General features: G+C 76.8%; 10 protein-coding genes. All 10 read right to left on the bottom strand.

Annotated elements, in window-relative coordinates; all coding sequences use genetic code 11:
• Positions 1 to 32: 32 nt before the first annotated feature.
• The 10 genes from murJ to ACFQ8E_RS16800 all read right to left on the bottom strand — a co-directional run bounded on the left by murJ (position 33) and on the right by ACFQ8E_RS16800 (position 10,932).
• Complete coding sequence (gene murJ / locus ACFQ8E_RS16845; protein WP_430551721.1) at positions 33 to 1,694, bottom strand: murein biosynthesis integral membrane protein MurJ; 1,662 nt, start codon at positions 1,692 to 1,694, stop codon at positions 33 to 35.
• Positions 1,695 to 1,698: 4 nt separating this feature from the next.
• A complete protein-coding gene (locus ACFQ8E_RS16840; protein ID WP_430551720.1) occupies positions 1,699 to 2,604 on the bottom strand; it encodes a hypothetical protein in 906 nt (301 codons plus the stop codon).
• Positions 2,604 to 3,608 (bottom strand): copper transporter, encoded by a 1,005-nt coding sequence (locus ACFQ8E_RS16835; RefSeq protein WP_430551719.1) that lies wholly within the window; start codon positions 3,606 to 3,608, stop codon positions 2,604 to 2,606. Before ACFQ8E_RS16835 ends, ACFQ8E_RS16840 begins: the two co-directional genes overlap by 1 nt.
• Before the next feature lie 90 nt (positions 3,609 to 3,698).
• Positions 3,699 to 4,892: a putative cytokinetic ring protein SteA gene (steA, locus tag ACFQ8E_RS16830; protein ID WP_430551718.1), complete on the bottom strand. Its 1,194-nt coding sequence runs from the start codon at positions 4,890 to 4,892 to the stop codon at positions 3,699 to 3,701.
• Positions 4,893 to 4,897: 5 nt separating this feature from the next.
• On the bottom strand, positions 4,898 to 6,670 hold the full coding sequence (gene recN, locus ACFQ8E_RS16825; RefSeq protein ID WP_430551717.1) for a DNA repair protein RecN: 1,773 nt from the start codon (positions 6,668 to 6,670) through the stop codon (positions 4,898 to 4,900).
• A gap of 1 nt (position 6,671) precedes the next feature.
• Positions 6,672 to 7,637 (bottom strand): NAD kinase, encoded by a 966-nt coding sequence (locus ACFQ8E_RS16820; RefSeq protein ID WP_430551716.1) that lies wholly within the window; start codon positions 7,635 to 7,637, stop codon positions 6,672 to 6,674.
• Entirely contained in the window at positions 7,634 to 8,533 is a 900-nt protein-coding gene (locus tag ACFQ8E_RS16815; RefSeq protein WP_430551715.1) for a TlyA family RNA methyltransferase, read from the bottom strand. The genes ACFQ8E_RS16820 and ACFQ8E_RS16815 overlap by 4 nt, the downstream gene beginning before the upstream one ends.
• 5 nt (positions 8,534 to 8,538) lie before the next feature.
• Positions 8,539 to 8,835, bottom strand: coding sequence for a hypothetical protein (locus tag ACFQ8E_RS16810; RefSeq protein WP_430551714.1), 297 nt, complete (start codon positions 8,833 to 8,835; stop codon positions 8,539 to 8,541).
• Positions 8,836 to 9,103: 268 nt separating this feature from the next.
• On the bottom strand, positions 9,104 to 10,117 hold the full coding sequence (locus ACFQ8E_RS16805) for an HAD-IIA family hydrolase (RefSeq protein WP_430551713.1): 1,014 nt from the start codon (positions 10,115 to 10,117) through the stop codon (positions 9,104 to 9,106).
• Positions 10,114 to 10,932 (bottom strand): hypothetical protein, encoded by an 819-nt coding sequence (locus tag ACFQ8E_RS16800; protein ID WP_430551712.1) that lies wholly within the window; start codon positions 10,930 to 10,932, stop codon positions 10,114 to 10,116. The genes ACFQ8E_RS16805 and ACFQ8E_RS16800 overlap by 4 nt, the downstream gene beginning before the upstream one ends.
• Positions 10,933 to 12,475 lie beyond the last annotated feature (1,543 nt).

Here is a 12,475-nt window from a genome sequence, read left to right as displayed (position 1 = left end):
ACGGCGGCACGCGGGCCCCGCGGTGTGTCTGGTCACTCCGCGGGTCGGTCGGCCGGTTCGGCCGGCTCGTCCGACGGCGCGGGGCCGCGGCGCCGCACGATCCCCGTCACGGCGGACCGGTCGGCCAGGAGGAAGCCGCCCACGACGACGACGCCCCCGACCACGGCGGCGAGCACCCCGACGCCCAGCGCCGGGAGGATCGCGGCGTCCGCCGGGAGCAGCGCGCCCGACACCAGCGACCCCGCCCACGCCCCGAGCCCGGTCGCGACGACGAGCACGACGAGGGTCCGCGGGACGCCCCGCAGCGCCTCGCGCCCGGCGTACCGGCCCACGGCCGCGAGCAGGCCCGCCCCGGCGACGGTCATGCCCACCGCCGTGGCCAGCCCGAGCTGGGCGAGCACCCCCGCCTGGTCCCGGACGCCCGTCGCGGCGGGCAGCGCGAACGCCGCCACGGCCACGACCAGCCACCCGGCCGCCGTGACGACCACCGCCACCCGTTGGTGGTCGATCGCGTACAGCGCCCGCGACAGGTGCAGGATCAGCGCGAACCCGACGATCCCCGGCGCCATCCACGCGACGGCGTCGCCGAGCCCCGCGACCGACCCGCTCGCGATGCGCGCGAACACCGCCTCCACGGCCTGCGACGCGGCGACCAGCGCGCCCACGCCCAGCCCGGACACCACGAGCAGCGTGCGGGTGGTCGTGGCGAGCAGCCCCCGGAACCGGTCGTGGCGACCGTGCGCCACGTGCTCGGCGAGCCGCGGGAACGCGCTCGTCGCCAGCGGGAACGCCAGCACGGCGTACGGCAGCAGGTACACCTGCTGGGCGAACGTGTACGTGGGGAAGGTCTGCGACGGCCCGAACTGCAGGGCCGCGCCCATCACGGCGAGCACGGACAGCTGCTGCGCCACGAGGGCGCCGACGCCCGCCAGCGCGAGGTTGCGGGCGCGGGTGCCCTCGCCGCCCGGAAACCGCAGCGTCGGGCGCAGCCGCGTCCCCGTCCGCCGCACCGGCAGCACGAGGGGCAGCGCGAGCACGGCGACGCCCGCCGTCGTGCCCCAGCCCAGCCAGCCGATCGCGGAGGTGGAGATCGCCTCGATGTCGTCCCGGTTCCCGCCCGCCATCGAGACGAACACGAGGTACACGACGATGACGGCGACGCTGGACAGCAGCGGGGCGAACGCCTGCCAGAAGAACCGCTTGTGGGCCTGCAGGATGCCGCCGAGCACCACCGCGAGCCCGTACAGGGGCACCTGGAGCGCGAACGTCCGCACGAACGTGGCGGTGACGTCGACGAGCTCGGGGTGCTTGGCCGCCATGAGCAGCGCCGCGATCGGCCCGGCCAGGATCGCGAGCAGGGCGCCGAGCGGCACGAGGACCGCGAGGGTCCACCCGAGCAGCGCCGAGGCCACCCCGGAGGTCTCCCGTGCGGAGCGCCGCGCGATCGGCCCGGCGAGCAGCGGCACGACGGCGCCCGCGAGGGCGCCGCCCGCGGCGACCTCGAACAGCACGTTCGGCAGCAGGTTGGCCGCGCTGTACGCCGGGCCGACGCCTTCGGTGCCCACCGCCCACGACAGCACCAACGACCGGGCGAACCCGACCAGCCGGCTCGCCACCGTCACGACGGTGATCATGACGGCGGCGCCGGCGAGCGTCTGGGTCGCCGCCCGCAGCCCGCCCGGGCGCGACGTCATGCCGTCACTCCTCCGTCGGGGCGTCCTGCGTCGCCGCCGCGGGCGTCGTGGTGGGGTCCGCCGCGGGACGACGGCCCCAGCCGTCGGCGCTGCGCAGCCACGGCGTGCGCTGGATGACCGCGGAGAAGCTCACGCGCTCGGACGCGAGGGTGAGCCCGACGATCGACGCCAGCGCAGCGAGGCGCACCCCGCGCGGGGCGCCGAACGCCCACTGCGCACCGACCAGCGCGCCGAGCGCGTTCGCGCCGCCGTCGCCGAGCATGTCGCGCTCGGCGAGGTCACCCGGCGCCGCGACGGCGGCCGCCCCGAGGACGACGCCGGTCCCCGCGCCGGCCGCGCCGCCCGCCACGGGCAGGCTCAGGGCCGCGGACGCCTTGAGCGCCCGGCCGGGACGCAGGTCGAGGAGGTTGAGCAGGTTGGCCGTCCCGGCCACCAGGGCGCCGTTCACCGCGACGTCCAGCAGGTGACCTGCCGCGCTCCCGCCGGGGCGACGACGGGTGCCGACCGCCGCGCCGGCGAGCGCCGTCGCGCCGATGCCGAGCACCTTGAGCCCGCCCGTCGTGAGGCGCCCCTCGGCGAGCGCGCCCAGGTGGCCGCGGAGGCCCTTGACGCGGGTGCTGGTGTCCTCGGCGAGGTCGTCGACGAGCCCGAACGCGGCCGCACCGGCGGTCGCGAGCGCGGCCCCGGTCCGCGCCCGTCCGCCGCCCGCCGCGAGGGTCCCCGCGACGAGCCCGGCCGCGACGGCCGGGCCCTCGAGCATGCTCACCGGTTCCCCGCGGTGGTTGGTGCGGGTCCAGCGCGCGGCGCCGCCGGGCGGGTCGGTGTCGAGCGCGCGCCGGGCGAGCGCCGTGCCCGCCGCCGCGACCGCCGCGCCGCGCAGCAGCGCGCCGATGCCGGTACCGCCCGCCATCAGCCGTTCCCCTGCGTCTCACCCTGCTCGACCACCGGCGGGAGGACGGACGCGCCCTCCTCGAAGCCGTACTGGTCGACGGCGCCGGCGTCCTGGGCCGCGATCGCGAGCGGCACGACGATCTGCCCCGTCGTCTGCTCCACCCCGCTGACCGTGCTCACCAGATCCCTGAGCCGGTCGTCGGCGCGGATCGTGGCGATCAGGTCCCCGTCCTGCGTCGTCGGCCCGGCGACCACCGAGGTCCCCGCGATCTCCGCGGACGTCCCCGCGAGCGCGGCGAGCGCGCCCATCCCCGTCTGCTCCGGGTCGGCGTCCTGCGTCTGCTCCTCCTCGTCGGCCACCGTGGCGCCGCCCGACAGCAGCAGGATCGCGTCCGCCGGCGCGCTCGGCTCGGCCACCTGCTCCACGAGGCCCACCTGCTCCAGGAGGTGCTGCTGCTCGAGGGCGGCCTCGCTGAACGAGGACGGGCCCGCGCCCGCCGGAGCGGCGTCGGTGAGCGCCACGGTGAGGGACGCCGCGAGCAGCTCGGCCGGGCCGGAGTCCTCGTCGATCACTCCCTCGACCGCCTCGGCGGGCAGCTTCTCGCGCAGCCCGTCCGCGACCGTCTCCCGCATGGTCAGCTCGTCGGCCGACGTCCACGACGCGGCCAGCCGCTCCTGCGCGACGACCGTGCCGTCCGCCGCCTCCAGCTGGTCCAGCACGGCCTTCCGGCTCGCGTCGCTCACCTCGTCCACCTCGACGACGGCGACGTTCATCCCCGCGAGCGACCCGGCGACCAGCTGGTCGCCTGCGGTCTCGATGAAGCGCCGCTGGTCCTGCGCCGTGGTCTGCGCCTGCCCGAGCTCCTCGCGCAGCGTGTTGCGCTCGGTGCGCAGCGCGTCCACCTGCTCGGTGAGCTGGTCCCCGAGCGTGCCCTGGAGCGGGCCGGCACCCAGGATGATGCCCACCGCGAGGGCGAGGAAGACGGAGATCAGCGAGACGAGGTGATACCTGAAGTCGATCACGGTCGGCAGAGGTTCCTTGTCAGGTCGGGGCGGTCAGGTCGGGGCGGTCGGGTCAGGTCGGGCGGGATGCCAGGGGGGCGCGCAGCAGCGTCACCCGCCGAAGAGGCTACCCACCCAGGAGACGAGGTCGTCGATCCGGGCACCGATCAGCCCGAAGAGCGTCTGCCCCGCGGCGGTGGACCACAGCGCCGCGACGACGGCGGCCACGCCCGCCAGGGACAGCAGCGTGAGCTGCAGGTTCGAGATCCGGGTGCGGTACAGCCGGGACACACCCTTGGCGTCGACGAGCTTGCCGCCCACGCGCAGCCGGGTGAGGAAGGTGCTGGCCATGCCCGCCCGCCCCTTGTCGAGGAACTCGACCAGCGTCGCGTGCGTGCCGACCGCGACGATCAGCTCGGCCCCCTTGTCGTCGGCGAGGAGCATGGCGATGTCCTCGCTGGTCCCCGTCGCGGGGAACACCACGGGCTCGACGCCGAGCGCCTGCACGCGGTCCAGCCCGGGCGAGTTGCCGTCGCGGTACGCGTGCACCACGATCTCCGCCCCCGACGACAGCGCACGGTCGGACACCGAGTCCATGTCGCCGACGATCATGTCCGGCTTCCAGCCCGCGTCGATGATCGCGTCGGCACCGCCGTCGACACCGACCAGCACCGGCCGGTTCTCCGTGATGTAGGACCGCAGCATCGCCAGGTCCTCGCGATAGTGGTAGCCGCGCACGACGATCAGCACGTGCCGGCCGTCGAACTTCGTCCGCACGTCCGGCACGCCGACGCCGTCGAGCAGGAGGTCCCGCTCGCGACGCAGGTACGTCATCGTGTTCTCGGCGAAGTTCTCGATCTCCTCCGACAGCCCCTCGCGCGCCGCGACCATGTCGGCCGCGACGGTCTCCGGGGACTGGCGCACGCCCTCCGCCACGGTGGTGCCGTCGACGACCACGGTGCCGCCGTCGATCCGCACCGCGGCGCCCTCGGGCAGCGCCATCACGGCGGGGCCCAGGTCGTCGACCAGGGTGATGCCGGCGTCGACGAGGATGCCCGGCCCCGCGTTCGGGTACCGGCCCGACGTCGAGCGGGCGGCGTTGAGCACCGCCGCCGGGCTGACCGCCACCAGCGCGTCCGCCGCGACCCGGTCGATGTCCACGTGGTCGATGACGGCCACGTCACCGGCGTGCAGACGCTTCGTGAGGTCCTTGGTCCGCGATCCGACCCGGGCCGGCCCTGTCACGTCGGTGTTCTCGTCGCCGGCGTCGGGCGCACGCTCGGACTTGCGCAGGATCATTCTCATCGCCCCTATCGTCCCACGGTGGAGGACTCCAGGAGCTCGACCGCGTGCTGACGGGCGGTCGCGGACTCCTCCTGCCCCGAAAGCATCCGCGCCAGCTCGCGGACCCGGGCGTCGTCCGTGACCTCGCGCACGCCCGTCACCGTGATGCCCGCCTCCGGGTCGGCGCCGTCGTCCGCCGCGGCCCCGCCGCCCTCGGGGGTGGACTTCGTCACCACCAGGTGCGAGTCCGCGAACGCGGCCACCTGGGCGAGGTGCGTCACGACGACGACCTGCGTGCTGCGCGCGAGCACCGCCAGGCGCCGCCCCACCTCGACCGCCGCGCGACCGCCGACGCCGGCGTCGACCTCGTCGAAGACGAACGTCGGCAGGGGCGTCGTGGCCCGCCCCGATCCCGCACCCGCCTCCACGCGTGCGGTGGCGAGCGCCACCTCGACGGCCAGCATCACCCGGGACAGCTCGCCGCCGGACGCGCCCTTGCCCAGCGGGCGGGCGGGCGCACCGGGGTGCGGCTCGAGCAGGAACGCGACCTGGTCGGCGCCCCAGGGCCCGGGCTCGTCGGCGGGCGCGACGTCGACGACGAGCCGCGCACCCTTCATGGCCAGCCCGGACAGCTCCTGCGTCACCGCGTCCGAGAGCGCCTCCGCGGCCTTGCGGCGGCCCGTCGTCAGCCGCTCCGCCGCGCCGGCGAGCTCGGCGTCCAGCTCGGCCGTGCGCTCGCGCATCCCGGCGAGCCGCTCGCCGCCGTCGTCGAGGTCGAGCAGGCGCAGCCCGGCGTCGCTCGCCCACCGCAGCACGTCGTCGATGGTCTCGCCGTAGCTCCGGGTGAGCGTCGTGAGCGCGGCGAGCCGCGCGTGCGCGGTCTCGAGGCCCGCCGGGTCCGCCTGCAGGTCGTTCACGTACGACGACAGCTCGGTCGCGACGTCGGCGAGGAGGTACCCCGCCTCGGCGATCCGGGTCGCGTGGCCACCGAGCGTCGGGTCGTCCGGGGCCGCGGCCTCCAGCGCCCGCCGCGCCCGCTCGACCGCCTCCACCGCGCTGCCGGCCGTCTCCACGTCGTCGCCGGCGACGGCGTCGTGCGCCTCCTGGGCCGCGACGCGCAGCTGCTCCGCGTTGCCCAGCCGCCCCACGAGTGCGGTCAGCTCGGCGTCCTCCCCCGGCTGCGGGTCCACGCGCTCCACCTCGGCCAGGCCGAGCCGCAGCAGCTCCGCCTCCCGGGCGCGCTCGGCGGCCCGCGCGGTGAGGTCGTCGATCTCCGCCAGGAGCCCGGCACGCTCGGACCACGCCGCCCGGTAGGTGTCGAGGTCGTCCTGGTGGTCGGGGCCGGCGAAGGTGTCCAGCGCCTCGCGCTGCTTGGCCGCCGTGCGCAGCCGCAGCTGGTCGGCCTGGCCGTGCACGGTCACGAGCTCGTCCGCGATCTCGGCGAGCACGGCCTGCGGCACGCCACGCCCGCCGAGGTGGGCGCGGGAGCGGCCTGCCGCCGCGACCGTGCGGAGCACCACGACGGTCCCGTCGTCGTCGACCTCGCCGCCCGCCTCGTCGACCCGCGCGGCGACGCCCGGGTGCGCGGCGACGCGGAGCCGTCCCTCGACGACGGCGCCGTCCGCGCCGGGTCGGACGGCGGCGGGGTCGGCCTTGCCGCCCATGAGCAGGCCCAGCCCGGTGAGCACCATCGTCTTGCCCGCGCCCGTCTCGCCCGTGATGACGGTCAGCCCGTCGGCCAGGGGCACCCGGGCGGCGCGGATCACGCCCAGGTTCTCGATCGCGATCTCCTCGAGCACCTCACGCCTCCTTGTCGTGCTCGTCGAGCTTCTCGTCGTCGCCCGGCCCGGGCGCCGGCGCCCGATGGTCCGGGCGCTGGGCCGCCAGCTCGCGCCATCCGACGACCGGCAGCGAGAACTTGGACACCAGCCGGTCGGTGAACGGCGCGGGCGAGAGCCGCGCGAACCGCAGCGGCAGCGCGCCCCGCCGCACCTCCACCCACGACCCGACCGGCAGGTCGATGCGCCGCCGGCCGTCGCAGGTCAGCACCGCCGGGACCGGGCTGCGCTCGAGCACCTTGACCGTGTACGTCGAGCGGGGGCCGATCACCAGGGGGCGCGCGAACAGCGCGTGCGCCGACAGCGGGACCAGCAGCACGCCGTCCACCTCAGGCCACATCACCGGACCGCCCGCCGAGAACGCGTGCGCCGTCGAGCCGGTCGCCGTGGACATCACCACGCCGTCGCAGCCGAACGACGAGAGCGGGCGACCGTCGACGGCGATGCCGACCTCGACCATGCGCTCGCGCCGCGCCTTCTCCACGGTCGCCTCGTTGAGCGCCCACCCGGTCCGGGGGGTCTCCTCCCCCGGCAGGTGCACGGCGACGTCGACGACGGCGCGCTCCTCGACCTCGTAGTCGCGGGCGGCCAGCCGCCGCACCGCGTGGCGCAGGTCGTCGCGCTCGCTCTCGGCGAGGAAGCCGACGTGCCCCAGGTTGACCCCCAGGAGCGGGACCCCGGTGCCGTGCGTCAGCTCGGCGGCACGCAGGATGGTGCCGTCGCCGCCGAGCACCATGACGGCCTCGGAGTCCGTGACGCCCTCCCGGGCGCGCGCCGCGGCCATGTGGTCGCCGAACGACTCGGCTAGGTCGTCGTCGTGCAGGGCGACCTCGAAGCCCGCCTCGGTGAGCTCGCGCACGGCCTCGGACAGCGCCGCCACGGCCTCCGGGCGGCCCCCGTGGGTGACGATGAGGACTCGGCGGCTCACTGTGCTCCTCCGATGGGCAGGACGGGCGGGACGGACGACGGCGCGTCGGGGGCGCCCGGCTGCCAGGCGACGGCGGCCGCCACGGCGTGCTCGGCCGTGTCGGCGGCCGCCGCCGCGGCCTGGCCGTCGGGGCGGAACCAGCAGAAGTACTCGCGGTTGCCGCTGGGCCCCGGCAGCGGGCTCGGCACCACCGCGCACGCGCGCAGGCCGTGACCCGCCGCGGCCCGCACGACGGCGAGCACCGCCTCGGCGTGCAGGGCCGGGTCGCGGACGACGCCACCGCTGCCGAGCCGCTCGCGGCCGACCTCGAACTGCGGCTTGACCAGCAGCAGGGCGTGCCCCTCCGGGGAGAGCACGGCGGCGAGCGGGCCCAGCACGAGCGTGAGGGAGATGAAGGACAGGTCGCCCACCACGACGTCGGGGGCGCGCTCCAGATCGGACGGCGTGAGGTCGCGCAGGTTGAACCCCTCGACGACCGTGACCCGGGGGTCGGCCCGCAGCGACGGCACGAGCTGGTCGTGCCCGACGTCGAGGGCCACCACGTGCCGCGCGCCCCGGCGCAGCAGCACGTCCGTGAAACCGCCGGTCGACGCGCCGACGTCCAGGCACCATCCGCCGTCGACCGCCCGGAGCAGCTCCTGCCCGGCGGGGTCGTCCGCGAGCGCGTCGAGCGCCCCGGCCAGCTTGCCGCCGGCGCGCGACGCGTACGCCTGGTCCTCGGGGTCCGGGAGCACCGTGACGGACGCGCCGTCGGGCACGGGCGCGGAGGGTTTCGTGACCACGCGGTCGCCCAGCCGTACCCGGCCCGCGTCGATCAGCTCGACCGCCTGCCGGCGCGACCGGGCCAGGCCGCGGCGGACGAGCTCCGCGTCCATCCGGACGTCCGTGCGTGCCACCGCCGTCAACGCCGTGGCCCTGCCGCCGGGCCGTCGTCCTGCCCGGCGTCCGGTGCGCCGTCGAGCCGTGCGCGCAGCGCATCGTGCACCGCGGCGAACCGCTCCACGTGCTCGGCGACGGGGAGGTCGTCCAGGCCCTCGAGCTCGTCGACACCGGTCCGCGGGCCGGTATCGGCGCCGGGGGCGCGGGGAGGCCGAGGTGTCGGCCGGGCCGCGGCGGGACCTTCGGCAGCGGGTGCGGTGGCGCGGTCGGCCGTCGGGTCGGCGGGCACGGCTCCGGTCGTCGGCTGATCCTGCGTCATGGTCCCTCCCTGCCGCTCACGGTCGTGGTCTCGTCGCCGGCACCCGGGCGGGTGCGCGCGGACCGTCGGTCCGAGGGGCGGCTGGTCGCGCGGGCTGTGCCGCAGTCCGAGGTCCGGGTCCACGCTACCTGCTGGCGCGGGCGTCGAGCGCACGACGCACAGCCCGCGACCAGGTCCGTCGCGACCGTTCCCGAGATGTCCTCCGCCGCCGTGCCCACCGGGCGGCGGCACGACGGCGGGGCGTGCCCCGGTCCCCGCGACCGCGCGGTCAGGCGCGCAGCTCCGGAACGGTCGACGCCGCCGCCGGGGCGCCTCGGTCCGCGGCGTCCCACGCGGCAGCGCAGGCCGCGCGGACGACGTCGATCCCCTGCGGGCCCCGACGATCGAGCTCCAACGCCCCGTCCACCACCCGTGCCGCGCGGCCCTCGCACGTCCACCAGCCGTCGGTGGATCGCTCCGGGAGGGGGTGCGGCTCGAGCAGGGCGCGCAGGTCGGCGCCGACGAAGTCCGGGCGCAGGCCGGGCTCCGCGAGCACGGCGTCGCGCGCCGTGGACACACCCGTCAGCACGTGCAGGCCGGGAATGCCGCCGGCGCGGGCACCCGCGAGGTCGGTGTCGAGGCGGTCCCCGATCACCAGCGGGCGTTCCGCGCCCGCCCGGTCGACCGCCAGGCGGTACATCGTGGGTGACGGCTTGCCCGCGCTGTCCGGCTCGACCCCGGTGGCGGCCACGACCGCCCCGACGAGCGCCCCGTTGCCGGGAGCGAAGCCCCGCGCCGTCGGGAGCGACAGGTCGAGGTTGCTCGCCACGTGCCAGGCACCGCCGGCGACCGCATAGGCCGCCTCGGCGAGGTCGCTCCAGGCCAGACCTGTCGCGTAGCCCTGGGCGACGGCGTCGGGGGCGTCGTCGGCGGAGTCGACGACCGTCAGGCCCGCTCCGGCGACCGCCGTCCTCAGACCCGCCCCGCCGACGACGAGCACGCGGGCGCCGGGCTCCAGTCGCGTGCGCAGCAGCGCCGCGCACGCCTGGGCCGCCGTCATGACCTCGTCCGCGTCGGTCGGGATGTCCAGCCCGGTGAGCTGGCCTGCCACCTCCTCGGGCTCGCGCGACGCGTTGTTCGTCACGAAGACCAGCCGCAGCCCTGCGGCCCGTGCCGCCGTCAGGCTCTCGGCTGCGTGCGGGATGGGCAGGTGACCCTTGTAGGCGACACCGTCGAGGTCGACCAGGGCCAGGTCGTGCGCCGCTGCGAGGGGCCCCGTGCTGCCCGACAGGGACGCCGTCATGCCTGGCCCGCGTCCGTCCCGGGCTCCTTCGCCTGCTCCGTCCGGTCGGTGTCGGACCCGGCGACGTCGGACCCCGCAGCGTCCTCGGCCTCAGCCCTCTCGCCGTCGTCGTCCACACCGACGGCAACCGCGTCGTCCGCGTCGTCCGCGTCGTCCGCGTCGACGGCATCCTCGTCGTACGTGTCGTAGACGACGACGTCGTCGGACTGCTCCGGCACGCCGGAGGCGCGCGCGAGCTCGGCCGGGTCGACCCCCGCCAAGAGCCGTGCCGCCTCCTCCTCGCGGCCGGCCGCTTCCAGAGCCGCCGCGCGGGCCTGGAGCACCCGGAGCCCGAGGTCGCCGCGCCGCTCGGCAGCGGGGATCCGGTCGAGCACGGCGAGCGCGGCGTCGTGCTCCCCGAGGTCGCTGCGTGCTCCGCTCGCGACGATGGCGAGCTCGGTGCGCCCTTCGGCGTCGAGCGTGCGCGCCTCCTCGCTCGAGGCGAGGGCGAGCGCGCGCTCGGGGCGCCCGAGGCCACGCTCCGCGTCCGCCATCAGCGGCAGGTGCTCGGAGGAGCCGTTGAGACGTCGCACCGTGCGAAGTTCCCGCAGCGCCTCGGCGAAGCGTCCGGTCCGGTACGCCGCGATGCCCGCAGCCTCCCGGACGACGTCCACCCGGCCGCCGCGACGCACCGCTGCCTGCGTGTGCTCGTACGCGCGCTCGGGGTCGACCTCGAGGAGCCGCCCCGCCATCACGAGGTGCAGGCCGATGCGCTCGGCGTTCTCCTTGGTCAGCCCGCGCAGGCGGCCGCGGACGTCGCGGCTGAGCTGACCCATCGACGCGTCGTCGGCGATCTCCGGCTCCACGACGCGGGGGCGCCGCTCCGCACCCGCCGCGGGCCGTGCGGGTCGTCCCGGACCCGCCGCGCGCCCCTGGCCGTCCGAGCGGCCGCGCCCTCCACCGTCCGGTCGTCCGCCGGAGCGGTAGTCCGGACGTCCGCTGCCGTCCCGGTCCCCGCGCGCGGGGCGACGGTCGTCGTCACGGTCGCGACGCGGGCCGCGAGGGCGGTCGTCGCGGGTGTCGCGGGTGCGGCCGTACCCCGAGTCCGAACGGCGTCCGGTGCGCTCGCCCGAGCCACGCGCGTCGCGAGCCTCGCGCTCATCGGGCCGACGCCCCTGGCGCGCCCGGTCCTCACCGGCACCGCGAGCGTCGTGCCCGCCCGGCCGACGCGCCGTCCGGGGACGCTCCTCGCGGGCGGTGTCCCGGTCCCGAGAGTCTCGCCTGTCCGTACGGTTCGCGGTCCCGCCGCGGTCCTCCCGTCGGCCGTAGCCGTCGCGGCTCTGGTCGCGGCCCCGGCCGGGGCGGTCGTCGCGCCACTCCCGCGCACCGCCGTCACGGCGGTCGCGCGAGCCCCGGGCGTCGCCCGACCCACGGCCGTCCTCCGGCCGCCGTCCGGTGCGCTCCCGGTCGCCGCGCGAGGGGCCGTCGGCACGCCCCCGGCGCTCCGCACCACCCGCGCGGTTCTCCCGGTACTCGCGTCCACGACCGCCGGGCGCCCCCTGCCCGTCGCGGGAGGAGCCACCACCCGCCGGCCGTGCCCCGCCCTGGCGCGCGCCCGGACCACCCGCGCGCTGCGGGCGATCGCCACGGCCCGACGCCCCTGACGACGAGGACGAGCCGCGACCACCGTCGCGAGCTCGATCGCGTGAGCCGTCACGGGACGACGATGCGCGACCCCCCGCACCGCCCCTGTTTCCGTCCCGCTCTGAATCGCTCACGATCTTCCTTTCCGACGCCGACACGACCGGTATTCTCCCACGCCACGCTGCTCGAAGAGCGAGTGCACGGCCCTCACCGGATGTGACGGCAGGCACGGACACGGCACCCCCTCGGGCACCCGCCCAGGCGCGATCGCGTGCCCTGTCGATCCCCGCGCACCGCGCGGTCTTCCCCGCGATCCCATGCCACCACGCCACACCCTCACCCGCCACGGACCCGACCAGCAGACCTCGTCCCGGATGCCGCCGCGCGCCGTGCAGGCGGTCAGTGAGGCGCGGACGCGACGGACACGGAGTAGTGGGGTCGGTGGTCTTCAAGGTGCCGCCGCCGCCGGCGCCCGACCATCGGGGCAGGCCGCCGGCCCACGCCAGGGCCGACACGGAAACACCGTCGGCGCGGGAGCGGGCATCGTCCGGTCCGTCGAGGCGCGGTAGGCACGCCGCGAGGCGGACCGTCAGACCCCGTGGCCGTCAGGGTGTGGGAGATCCTCGGGCTGCCGCGTGGGTGTTCGGGGGTATGCGAAAGGCCCACCCCGGTGTGGGGTGGGCCTTTCGTGAATGGGTGTCCGGCGGCGTCCTACTCTCCCACCCCCTCGCGAGG

The sequence above is a fragment of the Isoptericola sp. NPDC056573 genome (assembly GCF_042793335.1).
Taxonomy (GTDB): Bacteria; Actinomycetota; Actinomycetes; order Actinomycetales; family Cellulomonadaceae; genus Isoptericola.
The sequence above is the reverse complement of the archived record's forward strand: the minus strand, read 5'-3'. Positions and strand labels throughout refer to the sequence as shown.

Excerpts from the sequence above, each read along its gene's own strand:
- ACFQ8E_RS16810 (WP_430551714.1), bottom strand. The coding sequence starts at position 8,835 with ATGACGCAGGATCAGCCGACGACCGGAGCCGTGCCCGCCGACCCGACG.
- ACFQ8E_RS16840 (WP_430551720.1), bottom strand. The coding sequence starts at position 2,604 with ATGGCGGGCGGTACCGGCATCGGCGCGCTGCTGCGCGGCGCGGCGGTC.
- ACFQ8E_RS16800 (WP_430551712.1), bottom strand. The coding sequence starts at position 10,932 with ATGGGTCAGCTCAGCCGCGACGTCCGCGGCCGCCTGCGCGGGCTGACC.
- murJ (WP_430551721.1), bottom strand. The coding sequence starts at position 1,694 with ATGACGTCGCGCCCGGGCGGGCTGCGGGCGGCGACCCAGACGCTCGCC.
- ACFQ8E_RS16805 (WP_430551713.1), bottom strand. The coding sequence starts at position 10,117 with ATGACGGCGTCCCTGTCGGGCAGCACGGGGCCCCTCGCAGCGGCGCAC.
- steA (WP_430551718.1), bottom strand. The coding sequence starts at position 4,892 with ATGAGAATGATCCTGCGCAAGTCCGAGCGTGCGCCCGACGCCGGCGAC.